We start from the raw sequence: 20,092 nt of genomic DNA, 5'->3' as shown, positions 1-20,092 counted from the left end.
TTAATCATTTAGGATACTTTTTAACCAATAGTGGCGCTTATTCTGGCGAAAACAAACTTTTATTGCAATAAAACAGCATGAATTATTCACCATTCAAATAATTAATCCATGCTTAAGTTGTAGCAATAAGCTGTCGCTTGTTTATTACGTGTGTTCTTTTTTGGATTATCACGTTATGAAGATAGACAGTAGTAATTACACGCTCTCGGTACTTTCTTCTTATTCTTCAACGGAAAACACCGAACGCAAGCCGCTTGGTATCCTGCGCCACAGCGGCCAGTACTCCCCACAAGCGGGCAACCGGAAGATTTCCGACCCCACGCTTTCCACCGTCGTCAGCCTACGTAGAGGCGATGTTATGCCCTATTACCAGGGTAAATCGGTAGCATGGGCATTAATTGAATATGATTTCACAGAACTGACGGAGAACTAATATTTAACTAACGTTTCACTTATTAAATATTTTAGATTTATTTCTGTAACCCGATGTTCTTTACGCGGTGAAAATAAGCAATTCACCGCGTCTCGATCGTATTAACTAATATCCGCAACCGAGGACCGCGCCACCAGACGCCCGGTGAATGCCCGCCCTTCTGGCACAAACAGGGAATGGCCGTCAATTAATGCGCGAATACGCTGCACGCAATGTTCGAGCAGTTGTTCAACGGGATAAGCAATGCAGGTCAGCGGCGGATAGACCAGCGATGCCAGCGGAGAGTCTTCCAGGCTAACCAGCGACACTTCCTGCGGGATCGCAATATTGAATTCACGCAGCAGGCGCATCGCCTCAGCGGCGTAACAATCACGTTTGGCGATGATCGCCGTGTATTTCGTGAAGCTGTTGATCAAGGTCAGCAGCGCCTGTTCAATATTGTTGTCGGCCATCACCAAAAGCTGACGATTAAACGGCAGAGAGTAGTTTTGCAGGACGCTGCGATAGCCATCAAGCATCTGCTTGCTGGCGACGTCGTGTTCGTTGTCCATCAGCAGCGCGATATTACGGTGGCCTTTGCCCAGCACGTAGCGACATGCGCTTTCGGTGGCAAAGGCGTAGTTATAGCCCTGGCTGGCGCTGCCTTTTGCGGAGAACTCATCGAATGCGATGACATTGCTAGCCACGTCACCGCTGTTACGGCCCAACGTTACCACGGCAACACACTGATGCTGCAGGCTTTCAACCGCAGCCTGCTGTTCGGCAGCGTCATTAACATACTGAATCATTAGCGATTTATTCAGCGATTTAATCGCCTGCGACAGCTGCGGCAATAGCGTCGCGCTAAACTCCGCTTCATGCGCGGGCAGCACCATACCAACGTAGCTGGAAGTGTTGCTCGCCAGATTCTGCGCCGCAAAACTTGGGCGGTAGTTTAGCTCTTCTACCGCGCGTAATACGGCCTCACGGCTCTCTTCACGAACGCCACGCGTCCCCGTCAACACGCGCGAAACGGTGGCACGGGAAACGTTGGCTAACTTTGAAACATCATCAATAGTAGGCATGGTGTCGTCTGTATTACGGTTTTCTCCCTATAGTAACATAAATACGTACAGGTATTCGCCAACTCCCCGCCGCCCAGGCACCGGGGAGTATGGGGTTTAGTGGCGAGTGCGATAAAGCTCAATCAACTCCCCCACCAGCTCTTTCGCAAGGATTGAGGTCATTAAATGATCCTGGGCGTGCACCATCACCAGCGTCATTTTGGTTTTCCCCTCGCCTTCATCGGCTTCAATCAGCTGAGTCTGCACCCGATGCGCTTCACGCGCATAATGCTGCGCCTGCTCCATCTTCTCATCGGCGTCGGCAAAATCGCCGGTTTTGGCGCTGTTCAACGCTTCATAGCACAGGCTACGTGACTGACCGGCGTTGATAATAATCCCCATGACTTGTTCTTCTAAATCCATAACATCCTCTCAATACAACACATTACGCGGTCTCAGATTGCCCAACGCGGCTTTCGGCCCCGGCGTCGCCGGTTTCCTGCGATAGCAATTGTTTCTCGTACGCCTTCAGGAACGGGTAGTACATGACGGCGGCAGTCACCATACAGATCAGGCACATAACGATCGGGCTGAATGACCAGTTTGCCGCCCACGATGCGCCGATAGGCGCTGGCGTGGTCCACGGCGTCATCGACACCACGCGGGAAACCAGGCCGAAGTCGAGGGCAAAGTAAGCCAGCGTGGCATTGACCATCGGTATCAGCACAAACGGAATAAAGAACAGCGGGTTCATAATGATTGGCGCACCGAACAGGATCGGTTCGTTGATATTAAACAGCCCCGGCACCACCCCCATACGACCAATCGTTCGCAGGTGTACCGCCTTGCTGCGCATCAGCAAAATCGCCAGCGGAAGCGTGGAACCTACCCCGCCAATCAACAAATAGTGGTCCCAGAATCCCTGAACGTAGATGTGGGGAATCGCAGTGCCGGCAGCCATCGCGGCCTGGTTAACCGACAGGTTTGCCATCCAGAACGGGTTCATAATGCCGGTCACAATCAGCGCGCCGTGAATCCCGGCAAACCACAAAATCTGGCACACCATGACTGACAGCAAAATAGCGGGCAGCGTGTCGGAGGCCGCCACCAGCGGTTTAACCAGCGACATGATCGCTTCCGGAATAATCATCCCCAGCTGCGCTTCAATAAACAGGTTCAGCGGATGCAGCGTCAGCGCTACCGCCAGAACGGGAATCAGGATCTCAAAAGAGCGCGCCACGCCGGTGGGTACTTCCGGTGGCAGACGAATGGTGATGTTGTGACGGCGCAGGAAGGCGTACAGCTCGGTGGTGTAAATCGCCACCAGCAGCGCGGTAAAAATACCCTGACCGGAGAAGTAAGCGACAGAAATCTGCCCATCCTTCAGCGGCGCGGCCACCAACAGAAAGCCCATCAGCGACAGCATGCCAGACGTTAGCGGGTCCAGTTCATGATGACGCGCCAGGCTTGCCGCCACCCCGACGGAGATAAACAACGTCATGATGCCCATGCTGAAATTAAACGGCAGCATCAGGCTCTCACGGTGATCCAGCGAAAATTGCAGCCAGGCGCGAGCAAAACCCCAACTGGTATCCGGCGAAAACGGCGGGAAGATAAACACCAGCATGAAGGAGCCGACGATCATAAATGGCAGCGCGAGAATAAAACCGTCGCGAATAGAAGTAACGTATTTTTGCTGGCCAATTGCTCCAGCCATTGGCGTGATTTTCTGTTCTATCACGCTGATTAATTTAGCGTACAGAGAGCTCATGCTTTATCCCTTAGTTATTGTTATCAATTAAGGACAGGGCAAAATCTAACACCGCGCCGCCTTTTTGCATGCCGTAATCCATCATATTGATCGGCTCCACCTTGATGCCGTAAGGGTTGGCTTTCTGCTGCAAATCTTTCTGCATGTATTTGACCTGCGGCCCCAACAGCACCACCTGATAGTGGCCCACCTGCTGTTCAAATTCGGCGACGCCAAACGCTTTGATATCGACCTCCAGGCCGCGTTTTTGCGCCTCTTCCACCATCTTTTTCACCAGCAGACTGGTGGACATCCCAGCGGAACAACAAAGCATAATTTTCTTCATGGAACACTCCTGACTGAGTAGTAACGATGAGCGGACTATAATCAGGAGGAAACAAAACGGAAAGCGCTTTCCGTATGTGAATCCGTTAAATGTGAGCACGATCACCGGTTGCAGGCTTTCACTTTGTTGGGATGTAGGCGATGATCCAGGCTCCTCCGTCCGATATAAGGTTCGCCATGAACATTCAGTTTATGAATGTTGCTGTGACGCTGATTGAGCAGCGCGTTACGCCTTTCGCTAATCTTCTGACCCGCAGCCAGCACATCACCGCCATGCGCGATAGTTTTGCGTTGGCCATGCCGTTCGTCATCGTTGGCAGCCTGATGGTGCCGTTCATTTTTCCGCCATTTACCATCAACGGCGCGTGGTATCAGGCAATTCGCCCTATGCTGCTACCGACCTTTGAGCTGACGATCGGCCTCATCGCACTGATCATCGCCTTCGGCGCCAGCGCCAGTTTAGGTAAGCAGTATCAGCTACCCGAACGTCTTTCCGGGCTGACGGGGTGCCTGGCCTTTCTGGTGTTCATTGGCTTCAAGGAAAACGGAGGAAGCAATCTTTTCCTTGGCGGAATGGGGATATTTAGTGCTTTGGTTTCAAGTTTTTATTCCGTTGAAATCATCCGAATTTTTTACCGAAAAGGCTGGTGCATTCGTCTACCCGACGAAGTACCGATCATGACCCGTAACGGCTTTCAGCTGCTGGCACCGCTGCTGGTGATTATGCTTTCGATTACGGTCGTCAATGCCGGATTGAAGCTACATACCGGGATGATCCTGCCGGAATTAATCAGCGAAGCGCTGCGGCCGCTTATCATTGCTTCCGATACGCTAACGGCCTTACTGATATCCCTGCTTATCTGCAATTTGCTTTGGTTTATTGGCATTCATGGCGCGCTGATTATTACCGGCATCATGAATCCATTCTGGATGACCTATCTCTTTGAAAACCAGCAGGCATTAGCAAACAGCATCACGCCGCTGCCCCATATTTACCTGCAAGGATTCTGGGATTTCTACCTGCTGATCGGAGGGATTGGTTCTACGCTCCCGTTGGTTTTTATGGCGCTGCGTAGCCGGTCCCGGCAGCTAAAAAGTGTGGGCAAAATTGGCCTGATCCCCTCACTCTTTAACATCAACGAACCGATACTTTTTGGTTTCCCAATTATACTTAACCCATTATTCTTAATACCTTTTATTGGCGTCCCCATGATTAACGCCTGCATTGCATGGTATCTCACACACCTCGGCGTGCTTGACCGCGCCGTGGCGATGCTCCCCTGGTCTATGCCTGCGCCACTGGGTGCTGCATGGACGGCAAACGGAAGCTGGAAAAACATGTTCATGTGCCTGTTCGCCTTCTTCAATGCCTGGATGATCTATCGCCCATTCTTCAAAGTCTACGAGCGGCAATTAGCGGAATCTGAAGCCCGCTAATCGATTCCCTTCACAGTTTTTTTCTTGCCAGCGCCATACCGGCGCTGGTTTTTTTATCTCCTTCGAATAAAAAGTCGGTCTACATCACGCTTTCAAGTGAACAATCTCTGGATCTGTGATTTGATCCGGCAATTATGGAAAGCGCTTTCCGTTATGGATGTACATTTCCATTTTTGATCCGTAAATTTCCCATCGCATTAACAAAAGCGCTATTGCGTACAAAAAATAAAAGGGAAAAGTGAAAGATGAAACAACTTAACCGATTGATACCTCTGGCTATACTTATCAGCGCTGCCACAAGCGGCCTGGCCCACGCCGAAAAATATGACTTCCAGCTCCATGGCTACATGCGCTCAGGGATCCTGGCGAACTCGGACGGCAACCGCGTAGATTCCGTCGGGTTGATGCCAGACGGTAAATGGCGCCTGGGCAACGAAGAAGACACCAAAATCGAGCTTATTCCTACCGTCACACTGAAATCCGATTCCGGCGCCGTGGCGAAAGTTCAGGCCAACATCACCCACCAGAGCAAATGTACCTCGGACTGGAACTGTCAAGATGATGACGGGCACGACGTACAGTTCCGCGAGGCCTACGCCGAACTCACCAATCTCGACTTTGCCCCAGAGATGACCTTCTGGGGCGGTAAGCGTTACAGCAGTTCCAACACCTCCAGCCACCAGTTTGACTGGGAGTACATTCAGTACAACGGCACCGGCGGCGGCTTCGATAACATGGATCTGGGCTTCGCCCGCTTCGACGCCGGGGTTTACGCCTTCTCCCCCACAGATGAAACCAAAGCCTATCCGGTCGACAAAGGCGATCAGGGCTACCCGGATGACTACTCGCTTAACCTGTGGTTGAAAAAGATCGCCGGTACCGGGCTGGATCTGGAGCTGATCGGCCACCGCATGAATCGCAACGAAAACCACCCTACCTCCGCAGAGAAAGGCTACGGTGTGACCGGTGTATATAATTTTGACGGCTTTTGGGGCCTGACGGGCGGCTATTCCAAACTGGTCATGCAGTATGGGCGGGGCCTTGCGGCTGGCGATTCGCTGGGTAAAAACGGCTGGGGCTGGGCAAACCTTGAGGATACTCAGTCCTGGCGCATCGTTCTCGACAGCATGGCCTCAATGGGCGATATCGACATTTCCACCTTCGCCTACTTCCAGAAAGACAAAAACTACCGTTGGTGGAGCAGCGACGATAACGGCTGGGGCCGCACCAGCTGGGTCGCGGGTATCCGTCCTTATCACCAGATCACCAAAAACTTCGCCATGCAGTATGAGCTGGGCTACGAATACCTCGATGACGATAACTACAAAGGGGTTAACGGCAAAGGCAAAGGCGGGCTGACGAAAGTCACTATAGCGCCGACGCTGACCTTCGACTCTGGCTTCTGGAGCCGCCCGCAGCTGCGTTTCTTCGTGACTTACGCCAAATGGGATAAAGGCGTCTCTGATGCCCTCGACGGCAACTACAACTGGAGCACCAACACCATCGACGCCGGTGGCTACAGCCGCAGCGGCGACACCGATACGGTCAACTTTGGCGTACAGGCGGAAGTCTGGTTCTAAGGAGAGAAGCAATGAAACGAGTTGCAAAAAAATCCCTGTTCCTCGTCGTACTGGCAGCGCTGACCAGCGCTGGCGCGCTCGCGGCGGAACCGTCTCACTTCGATAACTTCATTACCCGCCAGGGCGCGCAGCTGATGGACGGTAACCAGGAATTTCGCTTCGCTGGGATCCACGCCCCTGAGCTGCATCGGATTGAAAACGATGCGCGCGGCATCTGTAAAGCCGACCCGCGCGGCTGGGGTCAATATTTCAAATGGCCCACCCCGGAAGAACAAGAAAACTGGATTAAAGCCATCGTGCAAACCGGAGCCAGGGCCCAGCGCGTCTACGTGCTTTCAGTGCAACAGGAGAACGACGAAGCCTGTGAACGAGAAACGCATATCCTGGCTCCCGCTACGCCAGGCGGCATGCCGCGCCTGAACGAAAAGGCGATGGTGGTTTACGACAACATGATTGCCGAGGCCGATAAACAGGGCCTGCGCCTGATTCTGCCGTTTATCGATCACTGGTGGTGGTGGGGTGGTCGCGAACAACTCGCGGCTTTTTACCATGAAAAACCTGAAGATTTTTACAACACGCGCAGTAAAACCTACCAGGCGTATCTCGATATCATTCGCCAGGTGATCACCCGCACGAATACGCTTACCGGACGTACCTACTCCGAGGAAAAAGCCATTATGGCCTGGGAGACCGGCAATGAACTGGAAGACACAAATGCGGAATTCCTGAAGCAGACGGCAGCGTGGATTAAGAAAATGGCTCCGCACCAACTGGTGGTTGACGGTACCTATAAAAAAATCAACGACTTCTCTGTGAACGATCCCAACGTGGATATCGTCAGCAACCATTACTACACCAACGCCGGAAACAATCACCCGGAACAGGTGAAAAAGGATCTGGAGGCCATCGGCGGTAAGAAAGTGTACCTGGTGGGTGAGTTCGGGTTGCTTGATAGCAACGCGTTGAACAACATCATGCAATCGATCGTTCATACCGACGTTAACGGCGCAAAAGCCGCAGGGGGGTTCATCTGGGGTTTTCGTGGACACCGTCACGACGGCGGTTTCTATTGGCATAAAGAGTACACCGGCCACTACAGCTACCATCTGCCGGGCTTCCCGGAAGGGGATGCCAATCAGGAAACGGAGATCGTCAACCTGGTGCGCAAAGCGGCCGCGCAGATCGCGGGGCAGGAAAAAATGGCCCCGCTCCCCGTACCGGATGCGCCGAAACTACGTGAAGCCACTTCGCCGTTCGCCATCAACTGGATGGGTGCCGCTGTTGGTCGCAGTTACGACGTTGAACGTGCGGAGTCGAAAGACGGCCCGTGGCAAGTCGTAGGACATAATATTTCCGACGGTGTTCAGGAATGGAATCCAGAAACGATGGATCTCTTCCGCGACGACTACACGTCGTTGACGTTGGGCAAAACTTACTTCTACCGCGTCATTGCTAAAAATGAAACCGGGCAATCGGCACCGTCTAACGTTATCAGCGTCACCCATACGCAGAAAAACAAGGCGCCGGTCATTACGCTTGAGGAAACTGCCACCGCCGCACAGCACAGCGGGCTTAGCCTCAATGCGCGCTGGCAGGACGACAATCTGCCGTCACGAAAAGTGAGCGAAAAGTGGACCAGCACGGGCAAAAAACAGGCGCATTTTTGCGATGCCAACAAGGCCTCCACCCGCGCCTGGTTCCCAACACCCGGTACCTACCAGCTGACCTTCACTGCCGACGATGGCCTACTGAAAAGCAGCAAAACGTTGACCGTCAACGTCACCGAAGCCACCGCGAAAGCACCTGCCGATTTCTGCCGCTTTGACAGTCAGTTGCTGGGTCTGGAGCAAAGCCAGAAAACGGTGATCAAGAGCGCGGACAATGAATTGGCAACCGGCGAAGATGGTTTCCTGGGACCGTTTGCCAATGATGGCGATAAAGCGAGCTGGAAGATTGCGGCACCGTGGGACGGCAACTACCTACTTCACCTCGATTTCAATGCTAAATGGGGTGGAAAGAAGAACTCGGTGCAGATTAACGGCGATAAACCTATCCAGATTGAATTTCCGCAAACTGACGAGCACGGCCAGCGGATGACGATTCCGGTCTATCTCAAGCAGGGTGAAAACACCATCAGCGTGGGGAAATACGCCGGTGACTGGGGCTATATCTTTATCAAGTCCATTCAGGTGAATGCAGAGTAGTGCTTTGCTGCGCCGCTAACGGCGCAGTTTTTTGTTTTTATTCAGGAGATTAAATGACCACGTACGCGTTTCCAAACCATTTCCTCTGGGGCGCCGCCGCCTCTGGCCCGCAAACCGAAGGCGCAGAGGGTAAACCTCACCGTTCCATCTGGGACAGCTGGCACGCCGCGCAGCCGGAGCGCTTTTACCGGGGAATCGGCCCTGAGACGGTCTGCAATACGCTGCACCGTTACAAAGAAGATGTCGCCCTGATGAAACACATCGGTTTCAACTCATTCCGCACCTCCATTCAGTGGTCGCGGCTGATTGACGATCTGGAAACCGGCGAGCCGAACGCCGAGGCCGTCCGCTTCTACAACGACTATTTCGACGAAATGATCGCTAACGGCATCGAACCGATGGTTAACCTCTACCATTTTGATATGCCGGAAGAGTTGCAAAACCGCTACGGCGGCTTCGAGTCAAAACACGTGACCGATCTGTTCGCCCGTTTTGCCGCCACGGCGTTTCGCCTGTTCGGCCATAAAATCAAATACTGGATAACCTTCAACGAGCCGATTGTGCCGGTGGAAGGCGGCTATCTGTATGACTTCCACTATCCGTGCAAAAAAGACGGCAAGCTGGCGGCGCAGGTGGCGTTTAACATTATGCTGGCGCACGCCAAAGCGGTGCAGTGCTATCGTGAGCAGGCGCTGACGGGCGAGATTGGCGTGGTGCTCAACCTGACGCCGTCCTATACCCGCAACGACTCGGCGGAAGATAAAAAAGCGGCGTGGTACGCCGACCTGCTGTTTAACCGCAGCTTCCTCGACCCGCTGGTGAAGCACCAGTTCCCGAAAGAGCTGTGCGAGCTGCTGGCGCTGCATCAGTGTCTGCCGGAGACCACCAAAGAAGAGGTCTCGTTGATTACCGGCTCGCATATAGACTTCCTCGGCGTGAACTACTACGTGCCGCGCCGCGTGCAGGCGCGCGAAACGCCGTACACCCTCGACTACTTCACACCGGAGTTCTACTTCGAAAACTACGTTGACCCGAACGGCCGCTTTAACCCGTATCGCGACAACAACGAAATTCATCCGCAGGCGATCTACGACATTGCCACCAATATTCGCGATAATTACGGCAATATTAAGTGGTATCTCGCCGAAATTGGCATCGCGATGGATCTGCAATCCGAAGGCCCGGTACAGGCGGATGGTGTGATTGACGATGGTTTCCGTATTGGTCTGATGGAAGAGCATTTGGTGCAGCTACACCGCGCCATCGCCGACGGGGCAAACTGTTTCGGCGTACATCAGTGGACGTTTATCGACAACTGGTCGTGGCTCAACTCGTTTAAACGCCGCTACGGGTTCTACCGCCTCGACCTTGAAACCGGCAAACGGCAGATTAAGCGCAACGGGCTGTGGTTTAAAGCGCTGGCGCAGAGTAATCAGTTTACCCTCGAATAACGCCGTTTTACCCGGTAGGCCGGATAAGGCGTTTACGCCGCCATCCGGCAATGTGCCGCATCGTGCCCGATGGCGCTACGCTTGTCGGGCCTACGCTTATACCGGGCCAATCCCCTGCAACAGCACCGCCAGCGCGTTGCCGACGATCAGCTCCGGCGTCAGCATCGCCAGCCGCTCGTCTTTACGCATCCGGGAAAAGGGCACCAGCACCAGGCTTAACAGGGTGGTAAACAACAGCTCCGCCGAAAGATGCGGGTTGACCTTCCCTTCCTCCTGCCAGCGTTTCACCATCGCTAACGTCGCCTGATACTTCTCATCGCCAAAACGCGCGTGAAGATGCTGGCGCAATACCGGCATCTCGCCGATCACTTCCTGCATCCACAGCGGGGCGAACCACTCGTACTGCGCAGCAAGTGTCGCCAGTTTCTTGACCATTTCTGTCAGCGCTTGCACCGGTTCGTCAGGATAATCGCCAAACACACCGCCAATTTCGGCGCGCAGCGGTAAAAATCGCTCTTCGATCATCACATCCAGCAGTTGCTCTCGTGAATTAAAGTAGTAGTGCAGCATCGCTGGCGTGACCCCCGCTTCGCGGGCAATCGCATTCAGTGATGTGCGCGCAACGCCTTGCTGGGAAAACAGCTGCAAAGCAATATCTATCAGCTGTTCACGCTTGTCGGCATCGGGTTTGCTGCCGCGCGGACGACCCGGTCTACGCGGTTTAAGGTTATCTTTTTGTGCTGGCATAGAAACGGGATCCCTTGACCTCTTAACGATCTTCAATAAATATTAATTATGCATTTAATTAATTTCAAGTGAGGACATGATGGCGTCCGATATGACGACAAACGCGCAGCCGCAGCAGGCTGGCGTGACCTCAATTCGTCTGCTGTTCAGCGCGCTGCTGCTGGTGATGCTGCTCTCCGCACTCGACCAGACCATCGTCTCAACCGCGCTACCGACCATTGTCGGCGAGCTGGGCGGGCTCGACAAGCTCTCGTGGGTCGTGACGGCCTATATCCTCACCTCCACCATCGTGGTGCCGTTGTACGGCAAATTCGGCGATCTGTTTGGCCGCAAACGGGTACTGCAAATCTCGATTCTGCTGTTCCTCGCCGGCTCAGCGCTGTGCGGTCTGGCGCAGAATATGACCCAACTGGTGCTGATGCGGGCGCTGCAAGGGCTTGGCGGCGGCGGGCTGATGGTGATCAGCATGGCGGCGGTGGCCGATGTGATTCCTCCCGCCGAACGTGGCCGCTACCAGGGGTTATTCGGCGGCGTATTTGGTCTGGCGACGGTGATTGGCCCGTTGATTGGCGGCTTTATCGTCCAGCACGCTTCCTGGCGCTGGATTTTCTACATCAACCTGCCGTTGGGGCTCTTTGCGCTGTTTGTCATCGGCGCGGTATTCCACGCCAGCAACAAACGCAGCCAGCATCAGATTGACTGGCTGGGGGCGATTTACCTGACCCTGGCGCTGGTGTGTATTATTTTGTTCACCACCGAAGGCGGTACGGTGCGCGAGTGGAGCGACCCACAGCTGTGGTGCATTCTGGCCTTTGGCCTGGTGGGTATCGCCGGGTTCATCTATGAAGAGCGGCTGGCGTTTGAGCCGATTATTCCGCTTTCGTTGTTCCGCAACCGCAGCTTCCTGCTGTGCAGCCTGATCGGGTTTATCATCGGTATGTCGCTGTTCGGCTCAGTGACCTTTCTGCCTCTATATCTACAGGTGGTGAAAAACGCCACGCCGACGGAGGCCGGGCTACAGCTGATTCCCCTGATGGGCGGGCTGCTGCTGACTTCGATCATCAGCGGACGCGCCATTAGCCGCACCGGGAAATACCGCATCTACCCGATTGTCGGGACGCTGATGGGCTGCATCGGGATGGTGCTTTTGACGCGCATTACCATTACCTCGCCAACCTGGCAGCTGTATCTGTTTACCGGCGTGCTGGGGATGGCGTTGGGGCTGGTAATGCAGGTACTGGTGCTGGCGGTGCAGAACACCGTGGCGGCGAACCTTTATGGCGTGGCGACCTCCGGGGTGACGCTGTTCCGCTCCATTGGCGGCTCCATCGGCGTGGCGCTGTTTGGCGCGGTGTTTACCTCGGTGTTGCAATCACGGCTAACCAGCCTGTTACCGGAAGGGGCGACGATTCCGCAGGGGATGAACCCGGTGGCGATTCATAAGCTTCCCGAGGCCATTCGCAGCGATTATCTCACCGCCTTTGGCTCGGCAATTCACGCGGCGTTCATTATGGCGGCCTGCATTATGGTGGTGGCGTTTGTGCTGTCGTGGCTGCTGAAAGAAGCGCCGCTGAAAACGCGGCACGCGTAGAACAGTGCCGGATGGCGCTGCGCTTATCCGGCCTACAGATCGGAGTAGGCCGGATAAGGCGTAGCCGCCATCCGGCAGCCCTTACAGCGCCTTCGTCAGATAGTGACGCGCCATCCCCGCCAGCGGGAAATCCTCCAGCGTCTTCACCAGCTGGTAGCCCTGCTTCTGATAAAACGGCAGCGCCTGGAAGCTGATGGTGTCGACCAACGCATGCAAACAGCCTTTCTCCCGAGCAAGCGCCTCAGCACGTCTGATAAGCTCACTGCCCACCCCGTCACCGCGCGTCGTTTCACACACCCACAGATAGTCGATGCTGAGCCAATCGCCTTTGCGCTGGCCAATCAGACCGCCGCGCATCACATCCTGCTCGTCGCGCAGATAAACGCAAATATCGCCCCACCCAGAGGCATCAATAAACTGGCGGTTGTACGCCCGCAGCCCGGTGAGCAATTCCTCTTTGTCTTCCTGCGTAATAACTTCTTTAATAACAAATGGCATATTTATTCCTTATTTTTATTGGCCGACCTGATTAATTTCACAAAAAACGCTTTTTTTCTCCATTCTTTTTTGCACAACGTAAAAAAGAAAAAATCCGTATTAGAAAATGCTTTTCATCAGACGCTCACTACGTATAATGAGCGAAAAATGAGAACGATCATTCTCACTATAAATTCTTACGGAAACATGCATGACCAGCAAGCTGGAAGCCCGGCAAAAAGCCCGCCAGGACGAGATCATCGCCGCTGCCCGCCGCTGCTTTCGCAACAGCGGTTTTCACGCTGCCAGCATGTCGCAAATTGCCGCCGAAGCGAAGCTGAGCGTTGGCCAAATCTACCGTTATTTCAACAATAAAGACGCGATTATTGAAGAGATGATCCACCGGATTATCGACTATCGGATCGCCGAGATGGCGGGAAAAACCCAAACCCATCTGATGCCACACATGCTGGCGTGGCGTATGTCGTTAAACGAAGATGACGATGCGTTAATGCTGGAAATGGCCGCTGAAGCGACCCGTAATCCGCAGGTGGCCGCCTGGCTGAAAGAGGCCGATGCGCGCATGTTCAATACCGCCTGCGAGCACCTGCGTCATACCTACCCGCACCTCAGCGAAACCCGTATTCGCTGCTGCGTCGAGGTGATGGCGGTGATGGTGGAAGGGACGATTTACCGTCGACAAATTCCCCAGCAGGCCGCCGCAGAGGACATGGAAATAACGTACCAGAATATTATTAAGATGCTCGTCTCCGTTTAGCCATTCTCTTTCTAAACGTCAGGATCTTTATTTCATCGTCGCCGTAACCCGGCGGCGTAGGCTTTTTTAGCCACGATGACACTCTTATTTACCGAACGGGGTTAACGCTAACCCCTCCCGAATATCGCAAAAGGAGCTTTCATGCCGCGTGTTTCCCTGTCATGGGTCGTGGTGCTGGGCCTGCTTTCCGCCATTGGCCCACTCTGTACCGATTTTTATCTCCCGGCGCTGCCGGAAATCACCGAGCAACTCAGCGCGACCGGCACGCAAACCCAGCTATCTCTCACCGCTGCGCTGATCGGTCTTGGCCTCGGCCAGATGTTCTTCGGCCCGCTCAGCGACCGTATCGGTCGCCGCAAACCGCTGGCACTGTCGCTGCTGCTGTTTATCTTCTCTTCCGCGATGTGCGCCGTCACTCAGGATATTCACCTGTTGATCGGCTGGCGTTTCCTGCAGGGTTTCGCCGGGGCAGGCGGCTCGGTGCTGTCGCGCTCGATCGCCCGCGACCGTTATCAGGGAACCCTGCTCACCCAGTTTTTTGCCCTGCTGATGACCGTCAACGGCATCGCCCCGGTGCTCTCCCCGGTACTCGGCGGCTACATCATTACCGCCTTCGACTGGCGTATTCTGTTCTGGACGATGGCCGGAATTGGCGTCGTGCTGCTGGTGTTAAGCCTGACGGTGCTGCATGAAACGCTGCCGGCCCAAAGCGCCAGCACCGCGCAGCAGCCAAAGGGTACGCCGGTACTGAAGAACCGCCGCTTTATGCGTTACTGCCTGATTCAGGCCTTTATGATGGCCGGGCTGTTCTCCTACATCGGCTCCTCGTCGTTCGTCATTCAGAGCGAGTACGGCATGAGCGCCATGCAGTTCAGCCTGCTGTTTGGCCTGAACGGTATCGGGCTGATCATCGCCGCGCTCATTTCCTCGAAACTGGCACGCCGCGTGGCCGCTGAAACGCTACTCCGCCGCGGCCTGCTGCTGGCGGTGCTGTGCGCGGCGGTGACGCTGCTGTTGGCCTGGTCCCAGCAGCCGATTCTGGCGTTGGTCGGTCTGTTCTTTACGGTATCGTTTATGAGCGGGATCAGTACCGTTTCCGGCGCCGAAGCGATGAGCGCCGTCAGCAGCGCGCAGTCGGGCACCGCGTCGGCGTTAATGGGCACGCTAATGTTCGTCTGCGGCGGCATCGCCGCTCCGTTGTCCGGGTTAGGTGGCGAATCCATGCTGAAAATGAGCCTCGCGATGACCATTTCCTATGCTATTGCCCTGTTTTTCGGTCTGCTTAAGCCGCGCACCGTGCGCTAAAAACCCCTGCGGTAATAAAATATTCCATCTTCATTACCGCACTCCTCCGCGCCACAGCTATAAATACCGCATTACCTCACGCGTCTAATCGTGATAACCTTCACATGAATGGAATAATTAATTCCTTATACTGCTCGCCACTGTGAATGATGAGGTTTCCTATGAATATCGACCTGAGCAAATTGCTGACTGAACGGCGCAACGCGAACAGCGCCAACATTGACACCCTCTCCACCGAAGAGATGCTGACGGTCATTAACAATGAAGATCAGCAGGTTGCTCACGCCATCACGCCGTATATTCCGCAAATTGCACAGCTGGTTGACAGCGTCGCCAACGCGTTCCGTCACGGCGGCCGCCTGATTTACATCGGCGCGGGCACCTCCGGGCGCCTGGGGATTCTCGACGCCAGCGAATGCCCACCCACTTTCGGCACCCGCCCGGAACAAGTTGTCGGCCTGATCGCAGGCGGTCATACCGCCATTCTGAAGGCGGTTGAAAACGTCGAAGACAATGCCGCGCAGGGCGCAGAAGATTTACAGGCGCTGGGCTTTAACCAACATGACGTTCTGGTCGGCATTGCCGCCAGCGGCCGTACGCCTTACGTGCTGGGCGCAATGGCCTACGCCCACCAGCAAAACGCGCTGGTCGCGATCGTCAGCTGCAATCCGCACGGCGAAATGGCGCACCGCGCCGACATCGCCATTACACCGGTTGTCGGCCCGGAAGTGGTGACCGGCTCTACCCGCCTGAAGGCCGGAACCGCACAGAAGCTGGTGCTGAACATGATCACCACCGGGGCGATGATCCGCAGCGGCAAGGTCTACAGCAACCTGATGGTCGACGTTGAGGCCACCAACGCCAAGCTGATCGAACGCCAGATTTCCATCGTGATGGAAACCACCGAGTGCGATCGACCAACCGCGCAGGCGGCGCTGGATGCCTGTGGCCGCCACTGCAAAACCGCCATCGTGATGGTGCTGGCGAACCTGAGCGCAGAAGCAGCCAAACAGCTGCTGGCAGACAACGGCGGCTTTATCCGCAAGGCGCTGCAACACTAATCCATCACACTGGGGATTTCGTAGAATGGCAAAAATAAATAAAGAGATGATAGCCCGCATTCTTACCCTGGTTGGCGGAGCGCCAAACGTGGTGCAGGCGGGGAACTGTATGACTCGCCTGCGCTTAACGCTGCGCGATGAAGCGCGCGCCGACGTCGCCGCCATTCGCCAGGTGGAAGGCGTAATGGGCGTGGTGGTCAGCAACGAACAATTCCAGATTATCCTGGGGCCAGGCAAGGCGCAGACCGCTTCGGAGATCATGAACCTGCTGCTGGAAGAAGCGCCGCTGACGCAGGCAGATGAGGCTCAATCCAGCGCTTCGCTGGCCGATATCGCCAGCGCCAAAAAGCAGGAGCTAAAGGGGAAACAAACCAGTAGCGTGCAGAAATTCCTCGCGAAGTTCGCCACCATTTTTACGCCACTGATCCCCGGTTTTATCGCCGTTGGCCTGCTGCTGGGTTTCGCTACGCTCGCCGAACAGCTGTTCGTGCTGGAGAATGCCCATCCGAACGCCATGCTGGTTGATGTCATCAGCTACATGAAGGTGTTCAGTAAGGGCATGTTCACCTTCCTGAGTATTCTCATCGGCTATAACGCGCAGAAAGCGTTCGGCGGCTCCGGCGTTAACGGGGCGATTATCGCCGCGCTATTTATCCTCGGCTATGACCCGAAAGCGGCGGTCGGTTTCTATTCCGGCATCTCCGACTTCTTCGGCCACACCATTGACCCCCGTGGCAACATCATCGGCGTGCTGATTGCCTCAATCATCGGCGCGTGGGTGGAAAAACAGGTACGTCGCGTTATGCCGGCCAACCTCGACATGATCCTCACGTCAGCCGTCACGCTGCTGATTATGGGGGCGGTGACTTTCGTGGTGATTATGCCTATCGGCGGTTACCTGTTTACCGGCATGTCGTGGCTATTCCTGCACCTTAACGGTAACCCGTTTGGTTCGGCGGTACTGGCGGGGCTGTTCCTGCTGGCGGTGATGTTTGGTGTGCACCAGGGTTTTGTACCGGTGTACTTCGCGCTGATGGAAGCCCAGGGCTTCAACTCACTGTTCACCATTCTGGCCATGGCCGGCGCGGGTCAGGTCGGTGCAGCACTGGCGCTTTACTATCGCGCGAAGCAGGGCTCGCTGCTGCGCACGCAGATTAAAGGGGCCATCATCCCCGGCCTGCTCGGCGTCGGCGAACCGCTGATCTACGGCGTCACCCTGCCGCGCATGAAGCCGTTTGTCACCGCCTGTCTCGGCGGCGCCTGCGGCGGCTTCTTTATCGGTCTGGTGGCCTGGATGGGGCTACCGGTCGGTCTGAACACGGTCTTCGGCCCGTCTGGCCTGGTCGCGCTGCCGCTGATGACCTCGGGCAGCGGCATCTACGCGGGGATGGCGGTCTATGCGGCAGGGCTTGCCGTCGCCTACTTCGGCGGTTTCCTGTTAACCTGGTTTTTTGGCAGCAAAAACGTCGATCTCAGCTAACCCATTTGCCCCCGGCGCACCGCTGGGGGCACGCTTCCCGCCATGCTATGATGCCCGTCAGAACAAAATAATATGACAGGGTTGAGGAAAATGGGTGCCACCAGAAAAGGGATGCTTAACGTTTTAATTGCCGCAATATTGTGGGGAAGTTCCGGCGTTTGCGCGCAGTACATCATGGAACACAGTCAGATGGGCTCACCCTTTCTGACCATGATTCGCCTGCTTTCCGGCGGTTTTATTCTGCTGACGTTCTCTTTCCTGCACGGCGACGGCATCTTCCGTATCCTGAAAAACCGCAAAGACGCGATAAGTCTGCTGATTTTCTCGCTGGTCGGTGCGATGACCGTTCAGCTCACTTTCCTGATGGCGATTGAAAAATCCAACGCCGCCACCGCCACAGTTTTACAGTTCCTGTCACCCACGATTATCGTGGCGTGGTTTGCCATCATGCGTAAAGCGCGGCCAGGCCGCTTCGTCTTTGCCGCTATCGCCACCTCGCTTATTGGTACTTTCTTGCTGGTCACCCACGGCGACCCAACGTCGCTCTCGATCTCCGGCGCGGCGCTGTTCTGGGGGATCGCCTCGGCCTTCGCCGCCGCGTTCTACACCACCTGGCCATCAACGTTGATTGCCCGTTACGGCACGCTGCCGATCGTCGGCTGGAGCATGCTCCTTGGCGGCGCAATGCTGCTGCCGTTCTACGCCGGGCAGGGCACCCACATCGTGATTACCGGTAACCTACTGCTGGCCTTTTTCTATCTGGTGGTGATTGGCACCTCCCTGACTTTCAGCCTGTACCTGAAGGGCGCGCAGATGATTGGCGGGCCAAAAGCCAGCATCCTCAGCTGCGCCGAACCGCTGAGCAGCGCGTTTTTGTCACTGCTGCTGCTCGGGATCAGCTTCACCCTGCCGGACTGGTTAGGCACGCTACTGATTTTATCCTCGGTGATACTGATTTCGCTGGACTCACGCCGTCGGGTAAAAACGGTATAGCGGGATTCCAGCTATAGTTAATTCACCGTATGAACATAAGGATATCCGTCATGAAAAAGATCTGTCTCGCTGCCTGCCTGATGCTGCCAGCCATCGCGTTTTCCGCACCGCTCGAAGGTCTGAAGTTCGAACAGCAAAAACAGCAGGTGGTGAAAGACGTGAAGCAGAACTGCCCGGCAAACAGCGGGCTGAGCGATACCCAGTTTGCCAATCGCGTGCTGGAGTCGGCTGAGAATAAAACCGCGGTGCAGAGCGCCACGCGAGCGTTGGATAAGAACGATCGCGCGGCCTATGAGAAGGCGATAAAAACGATTCAGTGCCCCACCCAGAAATAGCAATACGCAATCGTAAGCCGGATAAGGCGGAGCAGCCATCCGGCAACGTGTGCACCATGCCTGATGGCTGCTACGCTTGTCAGGCCACCTCCCACAGCTCCCGTCTCTTGCACCACTTGTTCAATTGATGCTCATTTCATCCTCAAACGACAATTTTCTGTGACCCAGGACGAAATAATTAGTCTCATAAGCATAAGAAATTGATGGGTATCACACTTCTAGCTTTTATGAATAGAAACCGGTTTCAGTTTCATATCAAATCACAATCGCAATAACTTTTTACATTTCGAGGATAGGCATCAATGTACAAGATTATGCTCCGCCGCTGAATTCCACAGCGTGCGTAAAAGATTTTAAAATGAACTTTCGTTATCACTCTTGATTGAGCGATCAATTATTTTTGATGCTAAATCTGGTGGTCACGCATGTTATTTACATGTTGGTCGATGAGACCATACATTAACCTTTGCTGCACGTTTAAAAGACGCTCAACAATGAAATAAAAGAATAAAAAAAATACCATCGACTGCACCATAAGTCGGAACCATTAGTGAAGTCAGGCAAATTTAACATTAAGCATTGATATATTATTTCCGACCTCTTTTTATCATGACTTTAAATAGTTAGAGGATATTATTATGGTTAGGTTAGAGGACGCGGTAATGGAAATAATCATTAACGCGGGCCAGTCCAGATCGCTGTGCTTCGCAGCGCTGCACGCCGCGCGTCAGGGTGAAATGGAGGAAGCCAAAAATCTCCTGCGGGAAGCCGATGGCTATGCCCGCCAGGCGCACCATATGCAAACAAAGCTTATTGAGCAAGATGCAGGTGACGCGCGTCAGCCCATGACCTTAATTATGGTACACGCGCAGGATCATTTAATGAACTCCCTGCTGGCACGTGAACTATCGGAAGAGATAATTCATCTTTACCAACGTTAATATTTAGGCTTTCTGACTACGGAGATATTGATTACGCTAATTATTTAACTGTACCCCTACGATATTAAAAATAAAATCAGCTTGTTTTGGTGGCGTCTTTTATATTTACACCGAAACGGGATGGTTATTGTCTGAGAATAT

The 20,092-nt window shown here is 54.5% G+C and carries 19 protein-coding genes; 13 read left to right on the top strand and 6 right to left on the bottom strand.

The window, feature by feature from the left end:
• The first annotated feature begins 175 nt into the window (after positions 1-175).
• Positions 176-433 (top strand): hypothetical protein, encoded by a 258-nt coding sequence (locus tag M989_RS25415; protein WP_157093502.1) that lies wholly within the window; start codon positions 176-178, stop codon positions 431-433.
• A 101-nt stretch (positions 434-534) separates the two neighbouring features.
• On the opposite strand, the gene M989_RS01055 is transcribed toward M989_RS25415, so the two are convergent.
• The 4 genes from M989_RS01055 to M989_RS01040 all read right to left on the bottom strand — a co-directional run bounded on the left by M989_RS01055 (position 535) and on the right by M989_RS01040 (position 3,572).
• Positions 535-1,497, bottom strand: a complete 963-nt coding sequence (locus tag M989_RS01055; protein WP_064540878.1) for a LacI family DNA-binding transcriptional regulator — start codon at positions 1,495-1,497, stop codon at positions 535-537.
• Between the two features lie 96 nt (positions 1,498-1,593).
• Entirely contained in the window at positions 1,594-1,899 is a 306-nt protein-coding gene (gene chbA, locus M989_RS01050; protein WP_064540875.1) for a PTS N,N'-diacetylchitobiose transporter subunit IIA, read from the bottom strand.
• 22 nt (positions 1,900-1,921) lie between these two features.
• Entirely contained in the window at positions 1,922-3,247 is a 1,326-nt protein-coding gene (locus M989_RS01045; RefSeq protein ID WP_064540872.1) for a PTS sugar transporter subunit IIC, read from the bottom strand.
• Between the two features lie 10 nt (positions 3,248-3,257).
• Positions 3,258-3,572 (bottom strand): PTS sugar transporter subunit IIB, encoded by a 315-nt coding sequence (locus M989_RS01040; RefSeq protein ID WP_064540867.1) that lies wholly within the window; start codon positions 3,570-3,572, stop codon positions 3,258-3,260.
• A 176-nt stretch (positions 3,573-3,748) separates the two neighbouring features.
• On the opposite strand from M989_RS01040, the gene M989_RS01035 reads away from it, so the two are divergent.
• From M989_RS01035 to M989_RS01020, 4 genes are all read left to right on the top strand, one after another.
• Positions 3,749-5,008, top strand: coding sequence for a PTS sugar transporter subunit IIC (locus M989_RS01035; RefSeq protein WP_064540863.1), 1,260 nt, complete (start codon positions 3,749-3,751; stop codon positions 5,006-5,008).
• 245 nt (positions 5,009-5,253) lie between these two features.
• Positions 5,254-6,588, top strand: a complete 1,335-nt coding sequence (locus M989_RS01030) for a maltoporin (protein WP_064540861.1) — start codon at positions 5,254-5,256, stop codon at positions 6,586-6,588.
• 11 nt (positions 6,589-6,599) lie between these two features.
• Positions 6,600-8,792, top strand: a complete 2,193-nt coding sequence (locus M989_RS01025) for a CBM35 domain-containing protein (protein ID WP_064540858.1) — start codon at positions 6,600-6,602, stop codon at positions 8,790-8,792.
• Positions 8,793-8,845: 53 nt separating this feature from the next.
• The gene (locus M989_RS01020; RefSeq protein ID WP_064540855.1) at positions 8,846-10,243 is read left to right on the top strand and encodes a glycoside hydrolase family 1 protein; all 1,398 of its coding nucleotides are present in this window, start codon (positions 8,846-8,848) and stop codon (positions 10,241-10,243) included.
• 96 nt (positions 10,244-10,339) lie between these two features.
• Here M989_RS01020 and M989_RS01015 read toward each other — a convergent pair whose 3' ends face one another.
• Positions 10,340-10,990: a TetR/AcrR family transcriptional regulator gene (locus M989_RS01015; RefSeq protein ID WP_064540852.1), complete on the bottom strand. Its 651-nt coding sequence runs from the start codon at positions 10,988-10,990 to the stop codon at positions 10,340-10,342.
• A 79-nt stretch (positions 10,991-11,069) separates the two neighbouring features.
• Between M989_RS01015 and M989_RS01010 the strand changes: the two genes are divergently transcribed.
• Positions 11,070-12,581 (top strand): MDR family MFS transporter, encoded by a 1,512-nt coding sequence (locus M989_RS01010; RefSeq protein ID WP_064540850.1) that lies wholly within the window; start codon positions 11,070-11,072, stop codon positions 12,579-12,581.
• A gap of 81 nt (positions 12,582-12,662) precedes the next feature.
• On the opposite strand, the gene M989_RS01005 is transcribed toward M989_RS01010, so the two are convergent.
• On the bottom strand, positions 12,663-13,079 hold the full coding sequence (locus M989_RS01005; protein WP_064540847.1) for a GNAT family N-acetyltransferase: 417 nt from the start codon (positions 13,077-13,079) through the stop codon (positions 12,663-12,665).
• Between the two features lie 190 nt (positions 13,080-13,269).
• Here M989_RS01005 and M989_RS01000 point away from each other — a divergent pair, with 190 nt between their 5' ends.
• From M989_RS01000 to M989_RS00970, 7 genes are all read left to right on the top strand, one after another.
• Positions 13,270-13,836, top strand: coding sequence for a TetR/AcrR family transcriptional regulator (locus M989_RS01000; protein ID WP_064540843.1), 567 nt, complete (start codon positions 13,270-13,272; stop codon positions 13,834-13,836).
• Positions 13,837-13,977: 141 nt separating this feature from the next.
• Positions 13,978-15,141 (top strand): multidrug effflux MFS transporter, encoded by a 1,164-nt coding sequence (locus M989_RS00995; RefSeq protein ID WP_064540840.1) that lies wholly within the window; start codon positions 13,978-13,980, stop codon positions 15,139-15,141.
• Between the two features lie 161 nt (positions 15,142-15,302).
• Positions 15,303-16,202: an N-acetylmuramic acid 6-phosphate etherase gene (gene murQ, locus M989_RS00990; RefSeq protein WP_064540837.1), complete on the top strand. Its 900-nt coding sequence runs from the start codon at positions 15,303-15,305 to the stop codon at positions 16,200-16,202.
• 25 nt (positions 16,203-16,227) lie between these two features.
• On the top strand, positions 16,228-17,682 hold the full coding sequence (gene murP, locus M989_RS00985) for a PTS N-acetylmuramic acid transporter subunit IIBC (RefSeq protein WP_064540835.1): 1,455 nt from the start codon (positions 16,228-16,230) through the stop codon (positions 17,680-17,682).
• A 90-nt stretch (positions 17,683-17,772) separates the two neighbouring features.
• On the top strand, positions 17,773-18,675 hold the full coding sequence (locus tag M989_RS00980) for an EamA family transporter (RefSeq protein ID WP_064540832.1): 903 nt from the start codon (positions 17,773-17,775) through the stop codon (positions 18,673-18,675).
• 20 nt (positions 18,676-18,695) lie between these two features.
• On the top strand, positions 18,696-19,010 hold the full coding sequence (locus M989_RS00975) for a YicS family protein (RefSeq protein WP_083965108.1): 315 nt from the start codon (positions 18,696-18,698) through the stop codon (positions 19,008-19,010).
• Between the two features lie 638 nt (positions 19,011-19,648).
• Positions 19,649-19,951 (top strand): PTS lactose/cellobiose transporter subunit IIA, encoded by a 303-nt coding sequence (locus M989_RS00970; protein WP_157093500.1) that lies wholly within the window; start codon positions 19,649-19,651, stop codon positions 19,949-19,951.
• Positions 19,952-20,092 lie beyond the last annotated feature (141 nt).

The organism is Kluyvera georgiana ATCC 51603 (genome assembly GCF_001654985.1).
GTDB lineage: Bacteria > Pseudomonadota > Gammaproteobacteria > Enterobacterales > Enterobacteriaceae > Kluyvera > Kluyvera georgiana.
The sequence above is the reverse complement of the archived record's forward strand: the minus strand, read 5'-3'. Positions and strand labels throughout refer to the sequence as shown.

Bases quoted from the DNA above. Each gene is read 5' to 3' on its own strand.
- M989_RS01055 (WP_064540878.1), bottom strand. From the start codon at position 1,497: ATGCCTACTATTGATGATGTTTCAAAGTTAGCCAACGTTTCCCGTGCC.
- M989_RS01025 (WP_064540858.1), top strand. From the start codon at position 6,600: ATGAAACGAGTTGCAAAAAAATCCCTGTTCCTCGTCGTACTGGCAGCG.
- M989_RS00995 (WP_064540840.1), top strand. From the start codon at position 13,978: ATGCCGCGTGTTTCCCTGTCATGGGTCGTGGTGCTGGGCCTGCTTTCC.
- murP (WP_064540835.1), top strand. From the start codon at position 16,228: ATGGCAAAAATAAATAAAGAGATGATAGCCCGCATTCTTACCCTGGTT.
- murQ (WP_064540837.1), top strand. From the start codon at position 15,303: ATGAATATCGACCTGAGCAAATTGCTGACTGAACGGCGCAACGCGAAC.
- M989_RS01005 (WP_064540847.1), bottom strand. From the start codon at position 13,079: ATGCCATTTGTTATTAAAGAAGTTATTACGCAGGAAGACAAAGAGGAA.
- M989_RS01000 (WP_064540843.1), top strand. From the start codon at position 13,270: ATGACCAGCAAGCTGGAAGCCCGGCAAAAAGCCCGCCAGGACGAGATC.
- M989_RS01035 (WP_064540863.1), top strand. From the start codon at position 3,749: ATGAACATTCAGTTTATGAATGTTGCTGTGACGCTGATTGAGCAGCGC.
- M989_RS00980 (WP_064540832.1), top strand. From the start codon at position 17,773: ATGGGTGCCACCAGAAAAGGGATGCTTAACGTTTTAATTGCCGCAATA.
- M989_RS01040 (WP_064540867.1), bottom strand. From the start codon at position 3,572: ATGAAGAAAATTATGCTTTGTTGTTCCGCTGGGATGTCCACCAGTCTG.
- M989_RS00970 (WP_157093500.1), top strand. From the start codon at position 19,649: ATGGTTAGGTTAGAGGACGCGGTAATGGAAATAATCATTAACGCGGGC.
- M989_RS01030 (WP_064540861.1), top strand. From the start codon at position 5,254: ATGAAACAACTTAACCGATTGATACCTCTGGCTATACTTATCAGCGCT.
- M989_RS01020 (WP_064540855.1), top strand. From the start codon at position 8,846: ATGACCACGTACGCGTTTCCAAACCATTTCCTCTGGGGCGCCGCCGCC.
- M989_RS01015 (WP_064540852.1), bottom strand. From the start codon at position 10,990: ATGCCAGCACAAAAAGATAACCTTAAACCGCGTAGACCGGGTCGTCCG.
- M989_RS01045 (WP_064540872.1), bottom strand. From the start codon at position 3,247: ATGAGCTCTCTGTACGCTAAATTAATCAGCGTGATAGAACAGAAAATC.
- M989_RS25415 (WP_157093502.1), top strand. From the start codon at position 176: ATGAAGATAGACAGTAGTAATTACACGCTCTCGGTACTTTCTTCTTAT.
- chbA (WP_064540875.1), bottom strand. From the start codon at position 1,899: ATGGATTTAGAAGAACAAGTCATGGGGATTATTATCAACGCCGGTCAG.
- M989_RS01010 (WP_064540850.1), top strand. From the start codon at position 11,070: ATGGCGTCCGATATGACGACAAACGCGCAGCCGCAGCAGGCTGGCGTG.